Origin of the sequence: Zhongshania aliphaticivorans (genome assembly GCF_902705875.1) — a bacterium.
GTDB classification, from domain to species: domain Bacteria; phylum Pseudomonadota; class Gammaproteobacteria; order Pseudomonadales; family Spongiibacteraceae; genus Spongiibacter; species Spongiibacter aliphaticivorans_A.
Genome location: NZ_CACSIK010000001.1, coordinates 1,979,746 through 2,003,695, shown reverse-complemented (window position 1 = coordinate 2,003,695; position 23,950 = coordinate 1,979,746). Strand labels below are relative to the sequence as shown.

The 23,950-nt window shown below is 44.8% G+C and carries 26 protein-coding genes; 23 read left to right on the top strand and 3 right to left on the bottom strand.

What is annotated here, in order from left to right:
* Positions 1–49 precede the first annotated feature (49 nt).
* The 10 genes from odhB (at position 50) to AELLOGFF_RS09085 (ending at position 11,864) form a co-directional block, all read left to right on the top strand.
* Positions 50–1,243 (top strand): 2-oxoglutarate dehydrogenase complex dihydrolipoyllysine-residue succinyltransferase, encoded by a 1,194-nt coding sequence (odhB, locus tag AELLOGFF_RS09130; protein ID WP_159268452.1) that lies wholly within the window; start codon positions 50–52, stop codon positions 1,241–1,243.
* 110 nt (positions 1,244–1,353) lie between these two features.
* The gene (lpdA, locus tag AELLOGFF_RS09125; protein WP_159268451.1) at positions 1,354–2,790 is read left to right on the top strand and encodes a dihydrolipoyl dehydrogenase; all 1,437 of its coding nucleotides are present in this window, start codon (positions 1,354–1,356) and stop codon (positions 2,788–2,790) included.
* Positions 2,791–2,930: 140 nt separating this feature from the next.
* Positions 2,931–4,097, top strand: a complete 1,167-nt coding sequence (gene sucC / locus AELLOGFF_RS09120) for an ADP-forming succinate--CoA ligase subunit beta (RefSeq protein ID WP_159268450.1) — start codon at positions 2,931–2,933, stop codon at positions 4,095–4,097.
* On the top strand, positions 4,097–4,969 hold the full coding sequence (sucD, locus tag AELLOGFF_RS09115) for a succinate--CoA ligase subunit alpha (RefSeq protein ID WP_159268449.1): 873 nt from the start codon (positions 4,097–4,099) through the stop codon (positions 4,967–4,969). Before sucC ends, sucD begins: the two co-directional genes overlap by 1 nt.
* Positions 4,970–5,104: 135 nt before the next feature.
* Positions 5,105–5,719 carry a TetR/AcrR family transcriptional regulator gene (locus tag AELLOGFF_RS09110; protein WP_159268448.1) on the top strand — a complete coding sequence of 205 codons (615 nt, stop codon included), beginning with the start codon at positions 5,105–5,107 and terminating at the stop codon, positions 5,717–5,719.
* A gap of 10 nt (positions 5,720–5,729) precedes the next feature.
* Positions 5,730–7,400 carry an acyl-CoA dehydrogenase family protein gene (locus AELLOGFF_RS09105; RefSeq protein WP_159268447.1) on the top strand — a complete coding sequence of 557 codons (1,671 nt, stop codon included), beginning with the start codon at positions 5,730–5,732 and terminating at the stop codon, positions 7,398–7,400.
* 104 nt (positions 7,401–7,504) lie between these two features.
* Complete coding sequence (gene htpG / locus AELLOGFF_RS09100; protein WP_159268446.1) at positions 7,505–9,409, top strand: molecular chaperone HtpG; 1,905 nt, start codon at positions 7,505–7,507, stop codon at positions 9,407–9,409.
* A 95-nt stretch (positions 9,410–9,504) separates the two neighbouring features.
* Positions 9,505–10,521 (top strand): NAD(P)H-dependent glycerol-3-phosphate dehydrogenase, encoded by a 1,017-nt coding sequence (locus tag AELLOGFF_RS09095; RefSeq protein WP_159268445.1) that lies wholly within the window; start codon positions 9,505–9,507, stop codon positions 10,519–10,521.
* A 12-nt stretch (positions 10,522–10,533) separates the two neighbouring features.
* Positions 10,534–11,013, top strand: a complete 480-nt coding sequence (gene sixA, locus AELLOGFF_RS09090; RefSeq protein WP_159268444.1) for a phosphohistidine phosphatase SixA — start codon at positions 10,534–10,536, stop codon at positions 11,011–11,013.
* An 8-nt stretch (positions 11,014–11,021) separates the two neighbouring features.
* Positions 11,022–11,864 carry an alpha/beta fold hydrolase gene (locus tag AELLOGFF_RS09085; RefSeq protein ID WP_159268443.1) on the top strand — a complete coding sequence of 281 codons (843 nt, stop codon included), beginning with the start codon at positions 11,022–11,024 and terminating at the stop codon, positions 11,862–11,864.
* Between the two features lie 59 nt (positions 11,865–11,923).
* Here AELLOGFF_RS09085 and folE read toward each other — a convergent pair whose 3' ends face one another.
* Positions 11,924–12,466, bottom strand: coding sequence for a GTP cyclohydrolase I FolE (gene folE, locus AELLOGFF_RS09080; RefSeq protein ID WP_159268442.1), 543 nt, complete (start codon positions 12,464–12,466; stop codon positions 11,924–11,926).
* A 177-nt stretch (positions 12,467–12,643) separates the two neighbouring features.
* On the opposite strand from folE, the gene prmB reads away from it, so the two are divergent.
* From prmB to AELLOGFF_RS09055, 5 genes are all read left to right on the top strand, one after another.
* Positions 12,644–13,561, top strand: coding sequence for a 50S ribosomal protein L3 N(5)-glutamine methyltransferase (gene prmB / locus AELLOGFF_RS09075; protein WP_159268441.1), 918 nt, complete (start codon positions 12,644–12,646; stop codon positions 13,559–13,561).
* 77 nt (positions 13,562–13,638) lie between these two features.
* Entirely contained in the window at positions 13,639–14,739 is a 1,101-nt protein-coding gene (gene aroC / locus AELLOGFF_RS09070; protein ID WP_159268440.1) for a chorismate synthase, read from the top strand.
* A gap of 12 nt (positions 14,740–14,751) precedes the next feature.
* Positions 14,752–15,900 (top strand): MFS transporter, encoded by a 1,149-nt coding sequence (locus tag AELLOGFF_RS09065; RefSeq protein ID WP_235035645.1) that lies wholly within the window; start codon positions 14,752–14,754, stop codon positions 15,898–15,900.
* 72 nt (positions 15,901–15,972) lie between these two features.
* Positions 15,973–16,404: a hypothetical protein gene (locus tag AELLOGFF_RS09060; RefSeq protein ID WP_159268438.1), complete on the top strand. Its 432-nt coding sequence runs from the start codon at positions 15,973–15,975 to the stop codon at positions 16,402–16,404.
* Between the two features lie 30 nt (positions 16,405–16,434).
* The gene (locus tag AELLOGFF_RS09055; RefSeq protein WP_159268437.1) at positions 16,435–16,647 is read left to right on the top strand and encodes a hypothetical protein; all 213 of its coding nucleotides are present in this window, start codon (positions 16,435–16,437) and stop codon (positions 16,645–16,647) included.
* Between the two features lie 8 nt (positions 16,648–16,655).
* Here the strand turns inward: AELLOGFF_RS09055 and AELLOGFF_RS09050 are convergent, their stop codons facing one another.
* On the bottom strand, positions 16,656–17,171 hold the full coding sequence (locus AELLOGFF_RS09050; RefSeq protein WP_159268436.1) for a glycine cleavage system protein R: 516 nt from the start codon (positions 17,169–17,171) through the stop codon (positions 16,656–16,658).
* 88 nt (positions 17,172–17,259) lie between these two features.
* Here AELLOGFF_RS09050 and AELLOGFF_RS09045 point away from each other — a divergent pair, with 88 nt between their 5' ends.
* From AELLOGFF_RS09045 to tusA, 4 genes are all read left to right on the top strand, one after another.
* A complete protein-coding gene (locus AELLOGFF_RS09045; RefSeq protein ID WP_159268435.1) occupies positions 17,260–17,568 on the top strand; it encodes an MTH1187 family thiamine-binding protein in 309 nt (102 codons plus the stop codon).
* A 23-nt stretch (positions 17,569–17,591) separates the two neighbouring features.
* Positions 17,592–18,413: a class I SAM-dependent methyltransferase gene (locus AELLOGFF_RS09040; protein WP_235035644.1), complete on the top strand. Its 822-nt coding sequence runs from the start codon at positions 17,592–17,594 to the stop codon at positions 18,411–18,413.
* A complete protein-coding gene (locus AELLOGFF_RS09035) occupies positions 18,406–18,624 on the top strand; it encodes a YheU family protein (RefSeq protein ID WP_235035642.1) in 219 nt (72 codons plus the stop codon). The genes AELLOGFF_RS09040 and AELLOGFF_RS09035 overlap by 8 nt, the downstream gene beginning before the upstream one ends.
* Positions 18,625–18,711: 87 nt before the next feature.
* Positions 18,712–18,936 carry a sulfurtransferase TusA gene (gene tusA / locus AELLOGFF_RS09030; protein WP_159268434.1) on the top strand — a complete coding sequence of 75 codons (225 nt, stop codon included), beginning with the start codon at positions 18,712–18,714 and terminating at the stop codon, positions 18,934–18,936.
* A gap of 21 nt (positions 18,937–18,957) precedes the next feature.
* Here tusA and AELLOGFF_RS09025 read toward each other — a convergent pair whose 3' ends face one another.
* Positions 18,958–19,638: a hypothetical protein gene (locus tag AELLOGFF_RS09025; protein WP_159268433.1), complete on the bottom strand. Its 681-nt coding sequence runs from the start codon at positions 19,636–19,638 to the stop codon at positions 18,958–18,960.
* 163 nt (positions 19,639–19,801) lie between these two features.
* On the opposite strand from AELLOGFF_RS09025, the gene AELLOGFF_RS09020 reads away from it, so the two are divergent.
* The 4 genes from AELLOGFF_RS09020 (at position 19,802) to AELLOGFF_RS09005 (ending at position 23,948) form a co-directional block, all read left to right on the top strand.
* Positions 19,802–20,296: a gamma-glutamylcyclotransferase family protein gene (locus AELLOGFF_RS09020; protein WP_159268432.1), complete on the top strand. Its 495-nt coding sequence runs from the start codon at positions 19,802–19,804 to the stop codon at positions 20,294–20,296.
* Positions 20,289–20,504, top strand: a complete 216-nt coding sequence (locus tag AELLOGFF_RS09015) for an elongation factor P hydroxylase (protein WP_235035640.1) — start codon at positions 20,289–20,291, stop codon at positions 20,502–20,504. The genes AELLOGFF_RS09020 and AELLOGFF_RS09015 overlap by 8 nt, the downstream gene beginning before the upstream one ends.
* Before the next feature lie 62 nt (positions 20,505–20,566).
* A complete protein-coding gene (locus tag AELLOGFF_RS09010; RefSeq protein ID WP_159268431.1) occupies positions 20,567–21,997 on the top strand; it encodes a site-specific integrase in 1,431 nt (476 codons plus the stop codon).
* A complete protein-coding gene (locus AELLOGFF_RS09005; RefSeq protein ID WP_159268430.1) occupies positions 21,990–23,948 on the top strand; it encodes a hypothetical protein in 1,959 nt (652 codons plus the stop codon). The genes AELLOGFF_RS09010 and AELLOGFF_RS09005 overlap by 8 nt, the downstream gene beginning before the upstream one ends.
* Positions 23,949–23,950: the final 2 nt, after the last annotated feature.

Below are 23,950 nucleotides of genomic sequence, written 5' to 3'. Positions count from 1 at the left end.
AAATTATAAAGACTGTCTCGTACAGCGATATTAATTGACAGGAAGAGTGATGAGTACTGAAATCAAAGCGCCAACATTTCCGGAATCAGTCGCAGACGGTTCCATTGCAACATGGCACAAACAAGTCGGTGAAGCTGTGACTCGCGACGAGCCCTTAGTAGATATAGAAACTGATAAAGTTGTTTTAGAGGTGGTTGCTCCTGCAGATGGCGTATTAACCGAAATTATTAAAGCAGAGGGCGATACCGTTCTTAGTGATGAACTTGTTGCTAAGTTTGAAGAAGGCGCTGCTGCGACGGCAACCGAATCTGTAGCTCCAGCTGAACCTGAAGCGGCTCCAGCGCCTGCTGCAGATTTGAAAGTAAGTCCAGCTGCCCGCAAGTTAATAGATGAAAAAGGCCTTGATGCTTCTGCTATTACTGGCACGGGCAAGGGCGGCGTCATTACTAAAGAAGACGTTGTTAATTACAAGCCTGCTTCTGCGGCACCAGCTAAAGCCGCTGCGCCAGCTGCTCCGGCGGTTGAAGTTCCCGCTGGTGAACGCATTGAAAAACGTGTCCCAATGACTCGCTTGCGTAAGCGTATTGCTGAGCGCCTATTAGAGGCGACTCATACAACGGCGATGCTTACGACCTTTAATGAAGTAAATATGAAGCCGGTCATGGATCTGCGTAACCAATACAAGGATTTATTTGAGAAGTCACATAATGGCACTCGCCTTGGCTTCATGGGCTTTTTTGTAAAAGCGGCTTGTGAGTCCTTGAAACGTTTCCCTGCGGTAAACGCTTCAATAGATGGCGATGATGTTGTTTATCACGGCTTTCAAGATGTTGGTGTGGCGGTCTCCACGGAGAAAGGCTTAGTTGTACCAGTGCTTCGCGATGCGGAAAATATGAGTCTCGCCAAGATTGAAGAAAAAGTGCGTGAGTACGGTCTGCGTGCAAAAGACGGTAAGCTAGCAATTGAAGATATGACCGGCGGCACATTTACTATTACTAATGGCGGTGTGTTTGGGTCGTTGTTATCGACGCCAATATTAAATCCACCTCAAACGGCCATCTTGGGCATGCATAAAATCCAAGATCGTCCCATGGCAGTAAATGGCGAAGTTGTTATTCAGCCAATGATGTATCTTGCTTTGTCTTACGATCACCGCCTGGTGGATGGTAAAGATGCGGTTCAATTCCTTGTTGCGATTAAAGACTTAATTGAAGATCCAGCGCGGATATTGTTAGAAGTTTAAGCGTTTAAGTTTGCCGAGCTCAACGTGATGAAGCCGTAAGCTTGGCATGTTTATTATTTAGATGTGATTGATCACATGGTCGGTCACTAACTAAAGAACAGGAAGAGAAAATGTCAAAATATGATGTGGTAGTCATTGGTTCTGGTCCTGCGGGTTACGTCGCCGCTATACGTGCTGCACAACTTGGTTTGAAAACCGCATGTATTGAAAAAGCACGCAATAAAAGTGATAAGTTAGCCTTGGGTGGAACTTGCCTAAATGTGGGTTGTATACCCTCAAAAGCGCTACTCGATAGCAGCTATAAGTATCATGAAGTTAAAGAAAGCTACGCTACGCATGGTATTGGAACTGGTGATGTCACCATAGACGTTCCAGCGATGATAGAGCGTAAAGATGCCGTTATTGCTCAGATGGTTGGCGGGATCGGTGGCTTGTTTCAAGCCAACGGTGTCACTTCTGTAGAGGGCACCGGCAAGGTTTTAGCCGGTAAAAAAGTCGAAGTCACTGCAGCAGATGGCAGTGTAAGTACTTTAGAGGCGGAAAATATTATCATTGCTGCTGGTTCTATTCCTGTAGCAATTCCGCCAGCTCCTGTTGATCAAGATATTATTGTTGATTCTACTGGTGCGCTCGAGTTTCAAAGTATTCCAGGAAAACTGGGTGTGATTGGTGCGGGTGTTATCGGGCTTGAGCTTGGCAGTGTTTGGTCACGCTTGGGTAGTGAGGTCATTGTTTTAGAAGCACTGGAGTCATTCTTGCCTGCGGTAGACGGTCAGATTGCTAAAGAAGCCGCTAAAGTCTTTAAAAAGCAAGGTTTGGATATCCGCTTGGGCGCACGAGTTACTGCGACTAAAACAAGCGATGGCAAAGTTGAAGTTAGTTATACTCATAATGATGAAGAAAAGACCGAAACTTTCGACAAGTTAATTGTTTGTGTTGGCCGTAAGCCAATGAGCAGTGGTTTATTGTCACCAGATTGCGGCGTTAATTTAGATGAGCGTGGCTTTATTTTTGTCGGCGATCATTGTGAGACAGATGCGGCCGGTATTTATGCTGTTGGTGATATCGTGCGGGGTCCTATGCTAGCGCATAAAGGCTCTGAAGAAGGGGTTATGGTTGCAGAGCGGATCGCTGGCCACAAAGCTTCTATGAACTACGACTGTATTCCTTCTGTTATTTATACCCACCCAGAAATTGCTGGCGTCGGTAAAACAGAAGAACAATTAAAGGCTGATGGAATTGCTTATAAGGTGGGAACATTCCCCTTTGCGGCAATTGGTCGAGCAGTTGCTGCAAATGACGCAGTGGGCATGGTGAAAATACTTGCCCATGAAGACACAGATCGTATTCTTGGCTGCCATATTATTGGTGCAAGTGCGGCTGACTTAGTGCAGCAGGTTGTTATTGCCATGGAGTTTGGCTCTTCTGCAGAAGATATTGGTTTGACTGTTTTTGGTCATCCAACACTCTCTGAAGCAGTCCATGAAGCTGCACTCGCAGTAAATGGCAACGCTATCCATATGCCTAATCGCAAGAAGCGTAAATAGATTTGCGGTAGTGCGCGAAATTCGGGAAAATACGCATCCCGAATTCGCGTTGTTACTGCAATGTGCAAAGGGAGCGGGCCAAGTCACTGACAGGATCTAACTCGCTTAACACTTCCACAGACCGAGATGGTAATTCAAACATGAACCTTCACGAGTACCAGGGCAAACAATTGTTTGCTGAATACGGGCTACCTGTTTCTACAGGTTTCGCCTGTGATACCCCGGAAGAGGCTGCAGCTGCAGCTGATAAAATTGGCGGTGACAAATGGGTTGTTAAAGCTCAAGTTCACGCCGGTGGCCGAGGCAAAGCTGGCGGCGTTAAGCTAGTTACCAGCAAAGAAGAGATATCAGCATTTGCTGAGCAGTGGCTAGGCAAAAACCTAGTGACTTATCAGACAGATGAAAATGGCCAACCAGTTTCTAAAATATTGGTTGAGTCATGCACAGATATTGATCAAGAGTTGTACTTAGGTGCAGTTGTCGATCGTTCTTCACGTCGCATTGTTTTCATGGCGTCTACAGAAGGTGGTGTAGAAATCGAGAAAGTTGCAGAAGAGACTCCAGAGAAGATTCTCAAAGCAATTATCGATCCTTTGACTGGTGCACAACCTTATCAAGGGCGTGAATTAGCTTTCCAGTTGGGCTTAAACCCAACTCAAGTTAAGCAATTTGTTAAAATATTCTTGGGCTTGGCTAAATTATTCCAAGACAAAGACTTAGCTTTAATGGAAATTAACCCATTAGTTATTACGAGTGAAGGTAATTTGCACTGCTTAGACGCCAAATTGGTTGTTGATGGCAATGCAATGTATCGTCACCCAGAATTAAAACTCATGCATGATCCTTCGCAGGAAGATGAGCGCGAAGCGCGTGCAGCAGAGTGGGATCTTAACTACGTTGCCTTGACTGGTAATATTGGTTGCATGGTTAACGGTGCTGGCTTGGCAATGGGTACTATGGATATAGTGTCTTTGCACGGCGGTTTCCCTGCGAACTTCCTTGACGTAGGTGGTGGTGCAACAAAAGAGCGTGTTACTGAAGCGTTTAAAATCATCCTCGAAGACAGCAATGTAAAAGCCGTTTTGGTTAACATCTTTGGCGGTATTGTACGTTGTGACCTGATTGCCGAAGGTATTATCGGCGCAGTGAAAGAAGTGGGTGTTAGCGTACCGGTTGTGGTTCGCTTAGAAGGTAACAATGCAGAGCTGGGTTCAAAGCTTTTGTCTGACTCTGGCCTTGATATCATCGCGGCTACCAGTCTAACTGACGCGGCTCAGCAAGCTGTTAAAGCAGCGGGGGGCAAATAATGTCTATTCTAATCGACAAGAACACCAAGGTAATCTGTCAAGGTTTTACTGGTGGTCAAGGTACTTTCCACTCTGAGCAAGCGATTGCTTACGGTACGCAAATGGTTGGTGGTGTAACACCAGGCAAAGGCGGAACCGAGCATCTTGGTTTACCTGTTTTTAACACGGTTCAAGAAGCGGTTGACGCCACTGGCGCGGATGCTTCTGTGATCTATGTTCCAGCTGCTTTTTGTAAGGATTCTATCCTTGAAGCTGCTAACTCAGGTATCAAGCTTATCGTATGTATCACTGAGCACATTCCAGTAATGGATATGCTTGAGTGTAAAGTTAAATGTGACGAAATGGGCGTTCGCTTAGTTGGCCCTAACTGCCCAGGTGTTATTACACCGGGTGAATGTAAGATAGGTATCATGCCTGGTCACATTCACTTGCCAGGTAAGGTCGGTATCGTTTCACGCTCTGGTACATTGACCTACGAAGCGGTTAAGCAAACTACTGACTTCGGTTTTGGCCAGTCTACTTGTGTTGGTATTGGTGGTGACCCAATTCCAGGTTCTAACTTCATCGACATTCTCGCTTTGTTCGAGAAAGACCCAGCGACTGAAGCCATCGTAATGATTGGTGAGATCGGTGGTTCTGCTGAAGAAGAAGCGGCTGCTTACATTAAAGAAAACGTTTCTAAGCCTGTTGTGTCTTATATTGCGGGTGTTACTGCGCCGGCAGGTAAACGTATGGGTCATGCTGGCGCGATCATCTCTGGTGGTAAAGGTACTGCAGATGAGAAGTTTGCTGCATTGCAAGATGCTGGTGTTAAAACGGTTCGCTCTTTAGCGGACATCGGTGTAGCGCTAAAAGAAATTACCGGTTGGTAAGATCTAAGCGTTATGTTGAAAAGGCGGCTTCGGCCGCCTTTTTTCGTTTTAGACTTGCGGTAAGTATGTGCATCGTATTATTCTCCACCAACAAGTGAATCTTGATTCACTTGTTGGTGGTTTTGTGGAGTTTTTATGGCTTATCGTGAAACGTCTTTGGTTAAACAGCGCAAAGCCACGCAAAAATCAGCTCTGCTTTATGCTGCAGAGACTCTAGTAAGGGAGGGAGGCTTTGGCGCGCTTACGATTCAGGCGCTTGCAAAAAGTGCGGGCGTTGGGGTTGGTACTGTCTATCGGTATTTTAGTAATAAAGATGAGTTAAGCACTGAGGTATTTCGGCGAGCAACTGCCAGAGAAGTTGAGTCGGTAAAGCTAACACTGGCAATTGATGAGTCGGTACCTAATAGGGTCGTTGCGGCATCTCAGGTTTTCGCGCAGCGTGCTTTTGCGGCGCCAAAGCTTGCTTGGGCTTTAATTGCAGAACCTGTTGATCCTGCGGTTGATTTAGCACGTTTAGAATATCGAAAGACCTATTCTGCGCTCTTTGAAGCAGTCATACAGGAAGGGGTGGATAGTGGGGTTTTGGTTGCCCAAAATCCAGCGTTGTCAGCGTCAGCTTTAGTGGGTGCGATGGCTGAAAGTCTCTTGGGTCCACTAGGTCATGCAGCGTGCAATGAATTAACGACAAAAGCCTTGGGTGAGTTTTGTTTGCGGGCGATCGGTGTTGTTGAATTTTCAGAGAATAAATAATTGAGGTGTCATGATGTCATTATATGAAAATAGTGAAATAGAGGAAGGTAGTGATGCGGAGACGCATCAAGTCTTTAATCAATCTGATTCTCTCGCCAACTATAATATGTATGACACCGATGCACCTCTGCAAGGACTGCTCAAGTATTTTGGTTTATCAAATAATGCAGGCCTAAGTGAATATGGCGCGCGCTGTGGTAGTGAGGAAGTGATTTCTTGGGGCTTTGATGCCAATGAAAATAAGCCGCAATTCGAAACCCATGACCGTTTTGGGCATAGGGTTGATCTTGTTAAATTTCACCCTGCCTACCATCAGTTAATGGATATGGCCTTAAGCAATGGCCTGCACTCAGGGCCGTGGCAGGCTAAAGTGGATAATGCCAATGTGAGGCGTGCCACTCTGAGTTATATGCAGTCACAAATTGAGGCAGGCCACGGTTGCCCATTAACGATGACCTTTGCCTCTGTTCCCACCATCAAATTAAATCCAAAATTAGCTAAAATTTGGCTACCTAAAATACTTAATAATAGCTATGAGCCTGACAATATCCCTTATTTTGAAAAAAGTGCGGTCACTATTGGGATGGGGATGACCGAAAAGCAAGGTGGTTCAGATGTCCGAGCTAATACCACAACAGCACAACTCATCGGCGATTCTGAGTGCGGCTTAAAATATGACATAAATGGTCATAAATGGTTTTTGTCGGCGCCGATGTGTGATGCATTTTTAATGTTAGCAAAAACAACTGTGGGGTTGAGCTGTTTCTTGGTACCCCGCTGGCGAGAAAATGGCGATAAGAACGGTTTATATGTTCAACGCTTAAAAAATAAGATGGGTAATGTATCCAATGCTTCCTCTGAAGTGGAGCTACGACACGCCCATGGTTGGTTAGTGGGTGAGGAGGGGCGTGGCGTTTCTGCAATCATTGAAATGGTCTCGTTGACTCGCTTTGATTGTATGGTTGGCTCTACCGCAGGACAGCGACAGGCCGTGGTACAGGCAGTGAATCATGCTCGGCAACGGTCTGCTTTTGGTGAGCGTTTAATCGATCAGCCGCTAATGAAAAATGTATTGGCCGATTTGCAGCTAGAAGTTGAAGGATCCTTGGCGCTCACCATGCGAATGGCAAAAGCCTTAGATAGTGCCGACGACCCAGCTGAGCAGTTGTTAATGCGTCTTGGTACGGCGGTTGGGAAGTTTTGGATATGTAAGCGTACTCCCGGTCACGCTTATGAAGCGATGGAGTGTTTGGGGGGGAATGGAGTGATTGAAAACTGTATTATGCCCCGCTTGTACCGAGAGGCTCCTATTAATGCCATCTGGGAGGGATCAGGGAATATCCAAGCTTTAGATGTGTTGCGCGCACTGCAGAAAACACCGGCTGTATTAGAGCGGTGGTTTACTGAAATGGCAAAAAGTGCTGGGCAATATAGCTTGCTTGATCAAGCGATTGAAAATATCAAATCGATATTTGTTGCCGATGATGCCCTCGAATTTAGAGCACGTCATATTATTGAACAGCTTGCCTTAACAATGCAGGCATCATTACTGGTGAGCATTGCCCCTGCTGTGGTCGCGGAGGCGTTTATCCGTTCACGACTTGCTGGCGGGCAAGCTGTTTATGGCTGTTTGCCGCAAGGTCTTGACGTTGACGCTATATTGTCCCGTGTGCTGCCATAGATTCATCGATTTATGCCTTGAAATTAAGTGCGCTGCCCCCATCTTATAAGCACTGGCCGCATAGGGTGCGGGCGCGATTAATTTTTTAAAGAAAGGTAAAGAAAATGTCGACAGCAGAAAAAGAAACTCTGGGTTTTCAAACTGAAGCAAAGCAAATGCTCCAGTTAATGATTCACTCAATGTATAGCAATAAAGAAATATTTCTTAGAGAGCTGGTTTCAAATGCATCAGATGCGGCTGACAAATTGCGCTATGAAGCGCTGTCAAATGGTGAGCTATATGAAGATGATGCCGATTTAAGGGTTAGGGTCACGCTAGACAAAGAAAATAACACCCTCAGTATTAGTGATAACGGTATTGGTATGTCACGGGATGAGGTTATCGCTAATCTGGGGACTATTGCTAGATCGGGCACGGCAGAATTTCTTAAGAACTTAAGTGGCGATGGCAAGAAAGATTCTCAGCTGATTGGTCAATTTGGTGTTGGTTTTTACTCCGCGTTTATTGTTGCTGAGCGCGTTGAAGTATTCACGCGTCGGGCAGGAGATGCACCTTCTTCGGCAACGCACTGGGAATCATCTGGCGAAGCTGATTTTTCTGTCGAGGATTGTGAAAAAACTGATCGCGGCACCACCGTGGTGTTGCATTTGCGAGCGGATGACACAGAGTTTGCAGATGATTGGCGTGTTCGCTCAATTATTAAAAAATACTCAGATCACATTAGCATCCCAGTTCAAATGTTGAATACTCCTCCTGAGCCAAAAGAAGGAGAAGAAAAGGAAGAGCCTACATTTGAAGCGGTAAATAGTGCAACGGCGCTTTGGACTCGGCCTCGTAGTGAGGTAACTGACGATGAGTATCAGGCTTTCTATAAGCATGTAAGTCACGACTTTAGCCCTGCATTGAACTGGAGTCACAACAAGGTCGAAGGCAAATTAGAGTACACCAGTTTGTTGTATTTGCCTGGTCAAGCACCAATGGATTTGTGGAATCGAGATGCGGCTCGTGGTTTGAAATTATACGTCCAGCGTACCTTTATCATGGATGATGCTGAGCAATTTTTGCCACTGTATTTGCGCTTTGTAAAAGGTGTTATTGATTCTAATGATTTATCGTTAAATGTGTCTCGCGAAATTTTACAGCAAGATCCTGCGGTAGATGCAATGAAGAGTGCAGTTACTAAGCGCGTATTAGATATGCTTAGTAAGCTTGCCAAAAATGATGTCGACAAATATCAGCAATTCTGGAAAGCCTTTGGCCAAGTGTTGAAAGAAGGGCCAGCGGAAGACTTTGGCAATAAAGAAAAAATCGCCAAATTACTACGGTTTGCCACCACACATGACAATAAAGCTGAGCAGACGCACTCGCTAGAAGACTATGTGGCTCGAATGAAAGAAGGGCAAACTAAAATTTACTATGTTGCTGGTGAAAGCCACAAAACGGCATCAAGTAGCCCACATTTAGAGGTTTTCCGTAAGAAGGGCATTGAAGTATTACTGTTATCTGAGCGTGTGGATGACTGGTTGATGAATCATCTTGCCGATTTTGATGGAAAATCGTTTTTAGATGTTGGTCGCGGCGAGCTCGATCTAGGTGACTTAGAAGACGAAGAAGAGAAAAAAGCACAAGAAGTCTTGGCTGAAGAACATAAAGACTTGGTTGAGCGTGTAAATACTATCTTAACGGAGAAGGTGGAGAGTGTTCGCGTTACTAGCCGACTGACTGAATCTCCCGCGTGTTTGGTTGTTACTGAGGATGATATGGGGGCTCAGATGCGGCGCATGATGGAAGCCGCTGGGCAGGCGCTTCCACCAAGTAAACCTATTTTTGAGTTAAACCCTGGCCACCCGCTGGTGGTTAAATTAGACCAAGAAAGTGATGAAGACCGCTTTGCGGACCTTGTTGCAGTGCTATTTGATCAAGCCCATTTGGCTGAGGGTGCACAGCTTGAGGACCCAGCCAGTTATGTTCATAAGTTAAATAAGCTGCTCTTAGAGCTAAGTGCTTAAATAAAGATTAAAAGGCGGCGAGAGCCGCCTTTTTTGTATAAGTAATAGATAGCAATGATAAACTCCCATTAAATAAGACAGGAGTTAAGGGCGGTATGGCAAAACAATATAAGGTTGCGATTATTGGTGGTGGTAGTTTTGGTACCGCAATTGCAAATATCATGGCTGACAATGGTCATGATACCTGTCAATGGATGAGAACCGCTGAGCGGGTTAAGGAAGTCAATGAGCGACACTCTAATGAAGTTTACCTCCCTGGTATTAAATTAAACCCGTCACTGCGTGCTAGTTGTGATTTAAAAGAAACCGTTTCTGGTTGTGATGCGGTTTTCTTTTCAATACCGAGTAAATCAAGCCGAGATGTGGCCAAGCAACTTGCTGATCATCTCGCGCCCGGTACGATACTAGTTAGTACAACGAAGGGGATTGAGTTCGAAACCAATACCCTGATGAGTCAAGTGTTGCGGGAAGAGCTTCCTCAGGTGCGTTTGGGAGTGATGAGCGGCCCTAACCTTGCGAAAGAGTTAGCGGCAAGAATGATTACGGGGACCGTAATTGCGAGTGAAGACCCTGACGTAAATGCCGTTGTTCAAGAAATACTGCAATGTTCATATTTCAGGGTGTACGCTGGCAGCGATATGTATGGGGTAGAGCTCGCTGGTGCCTTAAAGAATGTTTACGCCATTACGGCGGGCATGGCGGCAGCATTAGACTGTGGTCATAACACAATTAGTATGTTGGTGACACGCAGCTTAGCGGAAATGAGCCGTTATGCAGTTATAAAGGGAGCGGACCCTTTGACGTTTATGGGCTTGGCGGGCGTAGGTGATTTATTTGTAACTTGCACATCACCTTTAAGCCGTAACTACCGAGTTGGTTATGAGCTGGGTAAGGGAAGAGACCTCAATGAGGTTGTTGCCAGCTTAGGGCAAGTTGCAGAAGGTGTTAACACCCTCAGGTTAATGAAAGAGCAATCTGAGGCATTAGATATTTATATGCCCCTAGTGAGTGGCCTTTACGATATTATTTATAATGGCAGTAAAGTCAGTGATGTTATCGGGTCTATGATGTGCGCAGAACAGAGCCGCGATGTTGAATTTGTTCTTAAATAAGTTATAGGTCTTATGGAAATATTGTTAATACGACATGGCACGGCATCTTGGGATACCAAAACAGATATTGAGCGCGAGTTAACTGAACGCGGCCGGGAGGAGGTGCAGGCTGCCTCGGAATGGATAAAAAGTACTGAGTGGCAGCCGGATGAGCTATGGGTTAGCCCCTATCGGCGAGCGGTGCAAACCGCTGAAATCCTTAATATTGATTGGCAGCTTAGGCCGCGATTGAAGTCATCCTTAACGCCAGATACGCCTTTGTCAGAGTTGGAGCCGATGCTCGCAACATTTTCAGGTGAGCGTTTATTGTTGGTTTCACATAACCCCTTGCTCAGTAATGCAATAGCCTATTGGCACAGTGGTGCTAACCAAAGTTATTGGGGGATGCAGCCGGCAAGTATGGCTTTGGTTTCTGCTGAAGTGATTGCCCAAGGCTGTGGCAATTTGGAGTGGCTCCGTCATTACCCTAATTACGATCATAACGGAAAATGACCCAGCGAGTGCTGGATAAGTGGTTTCATGTTGCCGGCTTAAATATTGCTGCAAAGTTGTGGGGTGAGCAGGGAGGTTTACCCGTTATCGCTTTGCATGGCTGGTTAGACAATGCCGCAAGTTTTGATGCCCTTGCTGAACAGCTTCCTCACTACCATATTTTGGCTATTGATTTACCGGGGCATGGTTTAAGTGATCACAAGCCGCCGTCGGGTGATTATGCTATTTGGGGTGATTTGCGCTGTATTCTTTTGGTGGCCGATCAGATGGGGTGGCAGAACTTTACCCTGATTGGCCATTCAAGAGGAGCAATTATTGCCACATTGCTTAGTGCGGCGCGTCCAGAACGAGTTGATCATCTTGTGTGTTTGGATGGCTTAATACCTCCACCCGAAGATGAAGCCAATTTTCCGCGGCAGTTAGGTCAGTATTTACACGAATACAATAAGCCTCCTTCAAAGGCGGGTGACCGAGGACATCCTGATTTTGAGGCGGCCGTGACAGCGCGATTGAAAGTGACCCCAATGACTGAGAAGGCCGCAGCGTTGATAGTCGAAAGGGGAACCTTTAAAGCTGAAAATAACTGCTATTATTGGCGTAGTGATAAACGCTTAAAGCTGGCATCTCCAATCAAATTAAGTTGTGCTCAGCTTCAGGCGAGTATTAATGCGATATCAGCGTCAGCTATGTTGGTAGCGGCCGATAAAGGTATGGGTAAATGGTTGTCGACACTACCTATAAATATCGAAAATCGTTTTGAAGTACACAATATTGAAGGTGAGCATCATTGCCATATGGAGGCTCAAGCAAGTCAAATTGCGCAATGGATTAAGGGCTTTATAAGCCCTTAATTGCAAGAGTTAGCGGCTAAAGCGTTAGACTCTATGATGATGGGTCTTAATCAGGTGGGTTACATGCTGATTAGTGATAAAAATTCGGTGCGAGTAGCCTGATTGTCTTTAAAAGCACCCAGCATGGCGCTGGTGCGCATCACTGAATTTTGCTTTTCTACGCCACGCATCATCATGCACATATGGCGTGCTTCAATAATAACGCCAACGCCGTCGGCACCCGTCACGTCCATCATAGTATTGGCGATCTGGGTTGTTAGGCCTTCTTGAATTTGTAAACGTCTCGCATACAAGTCAACGATACGGGCGACTTTAGACAGTCCCAATACTTTTCCTTGTGGAATATACGCGACATGGCACTTGCCAATAAATGGGAGAAGGTGGTGTTCACAAAGTGAATACAGTTCGATGTCAGAGACAACCACCATTTCATTGCAATCAGAGTCAAACAACGCGTCATTAACTACGTCATTTACATCACGGTGATAACCTTCAGTTAAAAATTCAAACGCTTTAGCTGCACGAGCGGGAGTATCTAAAAGCCCATCTCTATTAGGATCTTCACCGATTTTTTTTATGATATCTGCAAACGCTTTTTCCACTGGGTATCCTTGGTGCGCTACTGGGGAGCGAATGGTAGCAAAACCGTGGATACTTTCCAAACGATCTTGCTTTGCTCTACGAGTAGCGGCAATAGCTTTAAAGTCTTGGTTTACGGTAAAACGGCATTATTGGTTCAGGTCGTGTAAAATCACGGTTTTGAATCCTTGGGAAATGTTGTGAATCAAACGTCTAATATCAGCCATGAACTCTTTACTGTGCGCGACTATCTGCGCTGGGGAATCAGCGAATTTGGACGTGCAGGCCTATTTTTTGGGCATGGCACCGATAACGCTTATGATGAGGCTCGGGTGTTAGTGGCTCATGCTCTCAATCTCCCTTTTGATTTTACCGCAGAGCTATTAGATGCGCGTTTAACCGTAGCAGAGCGAGAGCAAATATTGTCCTTATTAGCTCAGCGTGTAAATGAACGCCTCCCAGCGGCATATTTAACCAAGGAAGCTTGGTTTGCGGGTTTGTCGTTTTACGTTGATGAGCGAGTGTTGGTGCCTCGCTCACCCATGGCTGAGTTAATTGAGCAAGGTTTCCAGCCTTGGTTATCTGGTGCTTCTCCAACTCGTATTCTTGATTTGTGCACAGGTAGTGGTTGTATCGGCATCGCCTGCGCCTATCTTTTTGAAGAAGCCAGTGTTGATCTCGCTGATATTTCCATCGATGCACTCAATGTTGCCGATATCAATATTGCTCGCCATGAACTGTCTCACAGAGTGAGAGCCGTGCAGTCAGATGTCTTCGATTTATTGGATGGTGAACGCTACGACCTCATTGTGAGTAATCCACCCTATGTGGATGCCGAAGATATTGCCGACATGCCAGCAGAATACCACCGCGAGCCCGCGCTGGGCTTGGCTTCTGGCTTGGATGGCTTAGATATCACCAGAAAAATATTACGTCACGCTGCCTCTCATCTTAATGTGGGGGGAGTTTTAGTGGTAGAAGTAGGGAATAGCTGTGTGGCACTTGATGAGGCTTTTCCTCAAATTCCGTTTATGTGGTTGGAATTTGAACGCGGTGGACACGGTGTTTTTGTCATAACACGTGAGCAATTGCTTGAATACCAAGATAGTTTTGTGTGAGATTCTGACGGCTTTAACAGATTGTCGTATAATCTGGCCCCAGTTTTTAGTCTTGTTAATCCCGCTCAGGAAAATTCATGTCAGGTAACAGTATCGGTAAATTGTTTTCAGTAACCACCTTCGGTGAGAGCCATGGTCTCGCTTTAGGCGCGATTGTCGATGGCTGTCCGCCCGGCTTAGACATTTCAGAAAGTGATTTGCAGCATGATTTAGATCGTCGTAAACCCGGTACCTCTCGCTATACCACTCAGCGCAGAGAAGACGACGTTGTGAAAATTTTATCGGGTGTATTCGAAGGGAAAACCACGGGTACCTCGATTGGTTTGTTGATAGAAAATACCGATCAACGCTCTAAAGATTACGGTAAAATCAAAGATCGTTTTCGCCCCATGCATGCCGATTATACCTACCAGCAAAAATACGGGTCACGAGATTATCGTGGTGGCGGGCGATCCTCCGCGCGTGAAACGGCCATGCGGGTTGCAGCCGGAGCCATTGCAAAAAAATATTTACAAGTTTACTGCGGCATTGAGGTGCGGGGTTATTTATCGCAACTTGGGCCTATTGCCATAGATAAAGTCGATTGGAGTGTCGTTGAGTCTAATCCTTTTTTCTGCCCAGATGCGGATAAAGTCGCCGATATGGAAGTGTTTATGCAAAAGCTGCGTAAATCAGGTGACTCTGTTGGTGCTAAATTAACTGTGGTTGCCACAGGCATGCCTGTGGGCTTGGGGGAGCCGGTATTTGACCGTCTAGATGCAGATATTGCTCATGCTCTAATGGGGATTAATGCGGTTAAAGGGGTTGAAATAGGTGCCGGCTTTGATTGCGTTGACGCCCTGGGCAGTGCTCATCGCGATGAGTTAACACCCGAAGGTTTTACGTCAAATAATGCGGGTGGTGTACTTGGCGGAATTTCCAGTGGTCAAGATTTAATCGCTCATCTAGCATTAAAGCCGACCTCTAGTATTTTAGTGCCGGGAAACACGGTTGATATAGAGGGTAATCCAGTCGAAGTGATTACCACAGGCCGTCATGACCCCTGTGTTGGAATACGAGCTGTGCCGATTGCCGAGGCGATGGTGGCCATTGTACTGATGGATCATTTTCTGAGGAACCGTGGTCAGAATGGCAATGTGCAGTCAACGACTCCCATTATCCCCGCTGAAAAACCGTAGCAGGTGCTGCTAGTGCCGTATTGGCGCTTATCAGGTTTCTATTTCTGCTACTTTGCGTTACTTGGAACTTGGATTCCTTACTGGGCACTTTATTTAAAGTCGCTTGGGTTTAGTTCGGAAGAAATTGGCTTCCTTTCGGCATTAGTCATGGCAACCAAGATTGTTGCGCCGAGTTTATGGGGATGGTTGGCGGACACATACGGCCACCGCAGCAAAATTATTCGCTACGGCGCTTTTTTCGCGGTGGCTATTTTTTGTGGCGTGTATTTCCGTTCGGATTTTTGGTGGCTAGCTGCGGTAGTTGTTGGCTATAGTTTCTTTTGGAATGCCGTCTTAGCGCAGTTTGATGTTGTTACTCTATCGCACTTGGTTGGACGCTATGGCCATTACAGCCGTATTCGAGTATGGGGATCGATAGGGTTTGTCGTCGCGGTATTGGGCGTCGGCTGGTGGTTAAATGATCATCCCATTGTCCATTTGTTGTATCTTATTACCGCCTTACTTTCTGGTATCTGGCTTACTAGCTTACTCGTTGCTGAAAAAGGCGAGGGCAGTGTTGTTGCCCGTAAGCCTACGTCGTTGCTAAGTATTCTTCGCCAGCCAGCGGTTATCGCTTTTTTTGCAATAAGCTTTTTCTTACAGTTATCTCATGGCCCTTATTACACGTTCTTTAGTATTTATCTTGAAGGGCTCTCTTATTCAACCTTCAGTATTGGCATTTTCTGGTCGCTTGGGGTTGTTGCCGAAGTGTTATTGTTTATCTGGATGCATCGAATACTGGCTAAGTACAGTTTAAGAAATATTGTGCTATGGAGTTTGGGTTTATCCTGCCTGCGCTGGTTACTTATTGCCTTCTTTGTTCAATCCCCCAGTGTGTTATTCATTGCCCAGTGCTTGCATGCTGCGAGTTTTGGCAGTTATCACGCTGCCGGAATAGAAATCATTCGGCAGTGGTTTTCGGGACATCATGGTCAAGGCATGGCTTTGTACAGTGGTTTGAGTTTTGGCTTGGGCGGCGCTGCGGGTGCAGTGTTGAGTGGCTGGGCTTGGGATTTTGGTGGCGTTTATTGTTTTGTGGTGGCCGCGATGGCCGCCGCTGTGGCTTTTGTTATTGCTTGGCGCTATTTATATCTGCCCTCTGATGATAATGGCCTTTCATAAGGCAGGAATATTACTGGCTGTTGCCTGATAGCTTTTGTAGACTCCAGATAACGCACAAATTTAGGTATAACTATGGCTCAGGAATCGGTGGTTTACGGTTGTATTACCGATATGTTGTTCGCTCGTGAAAAAGGGGATGTCGACGAACGACGGGACAATAACCAGCTGGTAACGGCGTCATTACCGTCTGCAGAGGATTGGCCTTTACTTTGTCGGGAAATGTTTTCTGCGCCTAGGCCTGCGATTGATTTTGGTGACTGTCAGACTGATGTAATTCATTTTGGTAGCTCATATAAGGCCATTGAACATGAGTGGGATGAATGGTTAAAGCATTTTGAGAAGATCCTTCATAAAATGTATTGGGTGACAGCAACTGTCCATTTGCAAACCGCCTACAATGGCACGCATACCTTTGTTTGGCAGGCGGATGACGGTGATCATATTCCTGGCCAAGGTGCCGGGTCGCTGCGCTGCGAGTGGGTGCGGGAAGATGCGCTAGGGTGATTTTTGTACTTTATAAAATGGTAATGCTACGTGGTTAAACAGTTTATTAAGGCTTATAAGCGCTATAGAACACCTGTGCTGGCAGTGCTGGCGACCGTGATGTTGGTGTGCTCTGCGGTGTGGAGTTTTGATGTGCCGTGGCAGGATATTGCGGAATATCTATTGCTTTGTGTGGTGGGTGTTGGGTTTATTGCGCTACTAGCAGCAGCGCTGGTTTTTGTTATTCATAAGCTTAAAGCCTAGGCGTGTTATTAACTTAAAATAATATCCACGCTGAGCTGCTCTGCGATGGCGTCTAGACTGCTTTCTAGTTCGTCAAAATCGCAATCAACAGGGATCTCTGACCTGACGTGGGCTTCAAATAATGGATCTCCACTCATTGCTGCGCTGGTGATATTAGAGTTGAACTCCAGTACATTTATTTGTTGTTGTTTAAGTGCGCGACTTACTTCTCGAACAATGCCTGGGCGATCATTTCCTAATATGTGTAATTTACATATTTTGGGGGTGGGGCTGGCAGTGACAGCTTGACCAGCTTGGATTGTAATTGTTAGCCCTTCAATATTAAGGCACTGAAGTGCGTTGGTTAACTCTTCTAGCTCGCTTTCAGGAACTGAGACACGGGCAATACCAGCAAACTGCCCAGCTAATTGGGTCATACGGCTTTCAAGCCAATTGCCTTGGTGATCTGCAACAATATCGGCTAGCCTTTCAACAAGCCCGGGGCGGTCTAAGCCAATGAAGGTAAAGACGAGGGAATGATTCACGGTGCTGTCCTTTTCATGCATCAAATTGTTAGATTATAGTCATAGAATACTACGAGTGTGGCATTGCAGACAGGGCTAGAGGTGCTGAATGAAAGTGATTGTAGATTTTTGTATTACCCCGTTAAATGTTGGTGCATCGCTGACACCCTATATTGCGGAATGTCAGAAAATTATTGCCGAGATGGGCTTGTCGTATCAATTGCATGCTTATGGTACGAATATAGAGGGCAAGTGGGAGGTGGTGATGGAATCAATCAAGCGCTGCCATATACGGTTACATGAAATGGGCGCGCCTAGGCTCTCGACTCAGCTTAAAATCGGTACACGGTCAGATAGAGAACAAACAATGACTGACAAGGTCGAACACGTTCAACGTTATATTGCCGAACAATCATAATGACACTTTTGGAGAGAATGAAAATGAGAGTAAAAACCCTGTCGATGTGTCTATTAGCGCTGTGTTGTGGCTCTGTATTTGCAGCTCCCGCGGTCACAGACCTTAAGTGGGCTGAGATTCTGGATGCTGAGCATAGAAGTGAAAAAAACCGGGCACGGGATATTTATCGGCACCCACTTCAAACGCTTATTTTCTTGGGTGTTCAACCCTGTGATTCGGTTGTCGAACTTTGGCCTGGTGGGGGCTGGTATACAGAAGTACTTGCTCCCATAGTCAGTGATTGCGGTAAGCTTTATACAGCTCAGTTCCCTAAGGACAGCAGTGTTTCTTTTTACACGCGAGCTCGCTCAGCTTTTGAAGCGAAGTTAGCCGAAACTCCTGAGGTGTATCAAAATGTGGAGGTAACAACACTTTATCCACCAAAAGACCTAGAAATAGCGCCAGCCAATAGTGTGGACAAGGTGCTGACTTTTAGGAATGTTCATAACTGGTTAAAATCCGGTGTTGCCGAAGACGTTTTTTCTGCAGCCTACGCGGCCTTAAAACCTGGCGGGATTTTGGGAGTGGTTGAGCATAGAGCCGATGCAGGTGCATCATTGCAAGAAATGATTGATAGCGGGTACGTATCAGAGAAAAAAGTTATCGCCTTAGCTGAATCAGCAGGATTTTTGCTTTTGGATAGCAGTGAAGTGAATGCCAATAGTAAAGATAAGCACCATCACCCTAAGGGGGTTTGGACTTTGCCACCGAGTTTGCGGCTAGGGGATAAAGATCGAGAAAAATATACTGCTATCGGTGAGAGTGATCGTATGACCCTTAAATTTGGTAAGCCTGTCCATGAGTGAGTTTGTTGAAATACCTTGGCAAAAATTGAGTGACGACGCTTTACAGGGAATGTTAGAAGAGTTGGTAACTCGTGACGGTACTGACTACGGTGAAAATGAGCTTACGGTCGACGCTAAAATTCGTCAGCTTCGTCATGCTTTAGAAACAAAGAAGGCAGTTATTGTTTTCAGTCCTGAGACCGAAAGCTGGAATGTATCCGCCAAGGAATAGGCAGAAAGAGTGAGTGGCGGGGCAGGATGGGAACATTATTGCTCCGTTAAGATAATGTATTATTTTGGAGCAGTAAGTTTGGCAATAATGGCAGATCATACGCTAGATACCAGTGGGTTATTTTGCCCAGAACCGGTAATGATGCTACATAACAAGATCCGCGATATCTCAACTGGGGATGTCCTAATGATCATTGCAACCGACCCCGCTACCACCCGCGATATCCCTAAATTCTGTACTTTCTTGGGGCACACGTTAATGGCCCAAGAAGAGCAGGATGGTTTGTACCATTACTATCTTAAAAAAGCATAATCCCCTTTAAATCGCCGCGTCTCAGGTGAGTAATTGGCTTATTGCGCGTGTAGCAATTTGGCCGCCAGCTTTAATTTGATTTGCGATATGGTATTGAAAGAAATAACGGAAATTTGTTTCTTGTTGAACTGGATATAGGCATTCGTCTTGCGCTAAAACAGGGGTGTGCTGGGCTAGGTTTACGTCGGCAACCAGTGCCTCTAACTTCCCGTTAGCTAGTAATCGCCAGCTGATAACAGGTTCTAGGATAAATTCTTGTTTGTCACCGAGTAGTGCGGCATGACTGCCAATAAGATCGGGGATTTCTTGAATAATATGTGACTCGATGTCATGAGGGTACTGACACATGGCGTCGAGTGCGGCAATGTGCTGTGGCGGTGTTTCGCTGAAATGTCGTGTATTACGTGGGTCGTAATAGCCTTGAGCCAACCCTGTGTCAGGGTCGTTTAAATCTATGCATCGGGAAATACCGCTGAGCCAGGGTAAGATGGCTACATTTTGGCCATTGGCCAGGCGAGCCCAAGCTAGTATCTTCACTGCGTAAAGTTTGTCGCGACTCAATGCGTGGTGCGAATATAAAAGGCAGAGCCCCTCATACTCAGGAGAGATCCTAACAATCTTATGTTGCTCAACCCTTGTTGACCGCGAAGGGAAGGGGATTATCTTCGCGGACGAAGGCTTACCGTTGTTACGTGGAGCCATAGATCATTCCTCACGTAGCGGGCGGTACACGACCAGCGGGTTTTGTTTTAACAAAACCTTTCAGGGAAAATCTTTCTGAAACCTGAGTACTTAAACTCAGTCGCGGCGATGTCCCTTTCTGTTAAAATTACTCTCTGTTTATCGATTTGCCAAGTGTTAGATTATGACTTCTTGTTATTTTGCCTATGGCTCCAACATGAATCCGGCCAGAATGCGTGCGCGGGGCCTGCATTTTACAGATGCTGAACCCGCTATCTTGCCGGGGTTTCGCCTAGTGTTTAATAAACAATCCCATTGTCGGCCAAGTGTTGCCTACGCCAATGTAGAACAGGCAAGCCATGGCGAGGTTGAAGGGGTTCTTTATACATTGGCTGGGGTTGATGATTTATTATTAATGGATCAATTTGAAGGTACCCCCGTGCGTTACAGTCGCGATATATTTTCTGTTATGACGGCAAGTGGTAGCCGGTCTACATGGATCTATGTGGCGAATCCTGCTTTCCTTAATCATAATTTGTTGCCCGAAAGTGGCTATCTTGCCCATCTTTTGGCCGGGCGTGAATTTTTATCCGCCAAGTATCTCGACATACTTTCAAGTCAAGAATATGTCGTTTCTGAACCTATTCACGGCAAAGACGGTTTGTTACGCAATGCCTAGTGCTGCGATGCTCAAGATACCAGCTGCGAATGCAGAGCAATTGTGCAGGGTGTTTGATGCTTGTTTTGCTAACTCCACGGGAACGCGCTTAGTCGGCGGTGGCAACGAGCCGCTGTATTTACCTGGAGCAGACAATGATGGTCATCAGGTAATTTTTCGAGCAGATTACGCTGCGAGTGCATTACACGAGGCGCACACAACTCTTTAAATGTTGACATGCTAGGGGCCTCATGTTTGGATTGTGTACATATTCCAATGGGTTTCTCCTTGATGAAAACCACACTTAATGATCTTTTCATTTCTTCCGCGCGTGTAATACATTTGGGTTATTTCCACAAAGGTAGCTTGATGTGGCAACGATCTAACAGCCCGGAAGGATATGAATATTCTTTCTATCATTCAGAGCAGCTGGGATATTTTCCTAAAATGCCTGTCATTATTCAGTCGAATGGTTTGCCTTGGGATATAGGGAATGCTTATCTGTTAGGCCAATTAGAAAAGCCGAGCCTTTCCAATATGCGAACTCTGACAGCTCGAGCAACTCATCTAAAGTATTATCTTCAGTATTTAGACGACACTGAGCAACATTTCCTTGACCTGCCAAAGTTGTATCACGAACGTGCTCCGCAGAAATTCCGTGTTTTTATGAGTAGGGTTCTTGATAAGCATGATTTTAGTGCGGAGCATATTAATAATGTCTTATCGACGGTTGCACATTTCTACACAAATATCCGTTATGAGTCATTGGTTCCAGAAGAGAGCCTGGGGAATAAGCCGTTTACCCATATAAAAAAGTCGATTTTGACCACGAATCGAGTGGGACTAGTGCGTAATATTGAGGTTACATCGAGTGATCTAAAAATAAAAAGTAGTCGTCGTCATAGTCCTTCGCTGGGGCAATTAAGAGATGATGGTACTCTTCGCCCGCTTTCTTTTGAAGAGCAGAAAATTATTTTTGAGGCATTTAGAAATGAATACGCTTCGATTGAACTTGAATTGATGATGAAAATCGCACTTGAAACAGGAGCTAGACAACAGACAGTATGTACATTGAGTATCAGCTGTGTGAGAGCAGCATATGAGAAACTAGAAAATGACGCCGAACTGGATGTTGCTGTAATCACTGCGGGTCGAAGGTACAAAGGGGATACCAAGGGAGGTAAATTAAATAGGTTGTTTTTTAGCCGAAAGTTAATTGAATCACTAATGGTATACATCCAATCTGAGAGGGCAGAGCATCGTAGGCTGCATATCAATAGCTTTTACGGGGATACTAACGAAAATTATGTATTTTTAACGCGCAGTGGGAATCCATATTATACAGCTCAACGTGAAATTACTGATCGACAAGATCTAAAGAGTGCACTCCATATCTCAGTGCCAATAATAGTTCCCAAAAGTGGTCAAGCTCTTAGAAATGAATTGGGGCGCTTTATTTCAAGGATTCAAAAAGGAAATAAGAGTTTCAAGAAATTCTCGTTTCATGATCTTAGGGCAACGATGGGGATGAATATCGTGAGGTCATTTCGAATTAGAGGTTATCCAGATTCTAAGATATTTGACTATGTTAGGCAGCGACTTAGTCATAATAATATTAGAACAACCGAAAGCTATTTGAATTTTGATTCTGATCTATCAGAGTTTAATGAAATTCAGAATGAATTTGGCACCATTTTTTTTGAAGGTGCTAGCGATGATTAAAAAAACTAAAGACCGATCAATTATATATTTGAACCTGCAGGAGACAAACAAAGTCTTCGCGGCCGAGTCAGTGGTAATTCAAGGGAGACTTGCTGATGATTCTGTTTTTTTTGTAGATGTCGGTAGGTTGTGTTACTTAGAACGTTCTAGAGTGCCAGTTTATCAATCAAGAGGAAAACCATTTACTCCTTCGGAAGTGAGTGCTGAGACGCTTTCTAAAGTGAGAGTGAAGTGGTTTAAGAGTTATTTGAATATTATTTTACATAAGGGTTGGCGTGATGAAACAGTGCGAGGTCGAATTTACTACCTTAGGTATTTCTTTGATTTTTGCGATTTTGATGGAGGTATAAAGCCAACTTCTCTAGACGGTTTATTAAGCGAATACCGACGTTTTCAAAATCAGCTGTATCAGCTAGGAAGGTTAAGTACTAAGGCATCACTGGGCTCAACTGCAATAATGGGTAGGCTGCAAACAGCCAGAATGTTTATTCAATGGGCTTTCAATTTTTCAGATTCTGAAATGGTTTCTTATATACCAATCCCTAGAAATTCTAGATATACAATGGACGCGGATTGTAGAAATGTTAACTCCCTTGATGCGCAGAAATTTATACAAACTTGTGCGATGTGCTTTTATCAATTATCAACAGCTATTTTAGACAAGAAGTTTCCAATTAACGTAACTGTACAAGGCAGTAAAAGTAAGGATTTTTATTGGTATGCAGCTTCAAAAGCGCCAATAAAAATTCTTAACTACAATGATGGGGATGAAGATTTTCTTAGTTTAAAGGGATTTAAGAAAAATATTGATACGGAAATAGTAGGTGCTAATAAAAATGTAGAGACTGTTTACAATAATATAATTATACGAAGAAGAGAGTGGAGGGAAGAGGGCTTAACTACTAACAAGACTTATGTCTTTAATTTGTGCACTTATTGTTTTTATCATTTATTTCTATCTTTTACGGGGGGAAATGTTCAGCCAGTGCTTGATCTTAAGGTGTCTGAAATTGATATTGATAAAATTGGCGTGGGAGAATTCGCGTTTGCACACAAATATAGAGCGGGAAGAAAGGTGGGCTTTACGGCGCCACGCCAGTTAATGAAGGAGTCTAAGACGTATCTAAAACTTAGGGAGTGGGCTTTTGGATTTGGATTTCATGAGGCGTGTGAAGATTTCTTATTTGTTAAATTTGGTATGGATGGAAAGCTAATGAGGCAGCAGAGATCTGCTGCTAATGGTCTTGTTAAGAAATCACCATTTTTTAGAGGTGTTAAAATAATTTCTCCTAAATTACATAGGCAAATAGCAAGCGATTTTTTTGTTAGAAAGTCTTCGGGGAAGATTTCGTTAGTTGCGAGGAAGTTAAATAACTCAATAGCAACTGTTGCTAGATCCTACACAGGCATGGATGTGGAAAGTCAGGCGATGGAGATGAATCACTTTTATGGTGAATTAGCTGAAAGAATAAATAGTTTTAATCGATCAACTGATGAATTGATTCCAGTAGAAATAGCAAAAGAAGGCGAATCTCAAAGAACAGCTGTTGGGTCTTGCAATAATTTGAATGGTTCCCCGCCTTTGAGGGCCAAAGGATTTAATGATAAAGCTCCTGAACCTAAATGTGGCACATTTGAAACGTGTCTGTTCTGTGAACACTTTGCAGTTCATACGGATTTAGAAGATATGCACAAGCTACTAAGTCTTCGAAAAGCCCTTAGTATCACTTCCGATATTCGTAACGACTTAGAGCATTATGAAGAAGTCGTTCAACCAATGCTTTACAGAATTGATGAAATAGTAAATACAGTTTTCCAGAGCGAAAATGGTAGATCTACAGCTTGTGAGGAGGCTCGAGATAATGTGGAAATGGGTTACTACAATGAACACTGGGCTAGGTTAATCCAGAGCCTATTAAGTCAGTCGTTAGCCACGGGAGGTACGGTATAATT

Coding starts and splice junctions, on each gene's coding strand:
- odhB (WP_159268452.1), top strand. CDS start 50: ATGAGTACTGAAATCAAAGCGCCAACATTTCCGGAATCAGTCGCAGAC.
- lpdA (WP_159268451.1), top strand. CDS start 1,354: ATGTCAAAATATGATGTGGTAGTCATTGGTTCTGGTCCTGCGGGTTAC.
- sucC (WP_159268450.1), top strand. CDS start 2,931: ATGAACCTTCACGAGTACCAGGGCAAACAATTGTTTGCTGAATACGGG.
- sucD (WP_159268449.1), top strand. CDS start 4,097: ATGTCTATTCTAATCGACAAGAACACCAAGGTAATCTGTCAAGGTTTT.
- AELLOGFF_RS09110 (WP_159268448.1), top strand. CDS start 5,105: ATGGCTTATCGTGAAACGTCTTTGGTTAAACAGCGCAAAGCCACGCAA.
- AELLOGFF_RS09105 (WP_159268447.1), top strand. CDS start 5,730: ATGATGTCATTATATGAAAATAGTGAAATAGAGGAAGGTAGTGATGCG.
- htpG (WP_159268446.1), top strand. CDS start 7,505: ATGTCGACAGCAGAAAAAGAAACTCTGGGTTTTCAAACTGAAGCAAAG.
- AELLOGFF_RS09095 (WP_159268445.1), top strand. CDS start 9,505: ATGGCAAAACAATATAAGGTTGCGATTATTGGTGGTGGTAGTTTTGGT.
- sixA (WP_159268444.1), top strand. CDS start 10,534: ATGGAAATATTGTTAATACGACATGGCACGGCATCTTGGGATACCAAA.
- aroC (WP_159268440.1), top strand. CDS start 13,639: ATGTCAGGTAACAGTATCGGTAAATTGTTTTCAGTAACCACCTTCGGT.
- AELLOGFF_RS09060 (WP_159268438.1), top strand. CDS start 15,973: ATGGCTCAGGAATCGGTGGTTTACGGTTGTATTACCGATATGTTGTTC.
- AELLOGFF_RS09045 (WP_159268435.1), top strand. CDS start 17,260: ATGAAAGTGATTGTAGATTTTTGTATTACCCCGTTAAATGTTGGTGCA.
- AELLOGFF_RS09040 (WP_235035644.1), top strand. CDS start 17,592: ATGAGAGTAAAAACCCTGTCGATGTGTCTATTAGCGCTGTGTTGTGGC.
- AELLOGFF_RS09035 (WP_235035642.1), top strand. CDS start 18,406: ATGAGTGAGTTTGTTGAAATACCTTGGCAAAAATTGAGTGACGACGCT.
- tusA (WP_159268434.1), top strand. CDS start 18,712: ATGGCAGATCATACGCTAGATACCAGTGGGTTATTTTGCCCAGAACCG.
- AELLOGFF_RS09025 (WP_159268433.1), bottom strand. CDS start 19,638: ATGGCTCCACGTAACAACGGTAAGCCTTCGTCCGCGAAGATAATCCCC.
- AELLOGFF_RS09020 (WP_159268432.1), top strand. CDS start 19,802: ATGACTTCTTGTTATTTTGCCTATGGCTCCAACATGAATCCGGCCAGA.
- AELLOGFF_RS09015 (WP_235035640.1), top strand. CDS start 20,289: ATGCCTAGTGCTGCGATGCTCAAGATACCAGCTGCGAATGCAGAGCAA.
- AELLOGFF_RS09010 (WP_159268431.1), top strand. CDS start 20,567: ATGAAAACCACACTTAATGATCTTTTCATTTCTTCCGCGCGTGTAATA.
- AELLOGFF_RS09005 (WP_159268430.1), top strand. CDS start 21,990: ATGATTAAAAAAACTAAAGACCGATCAATTATATATTTGAACCTGCAG.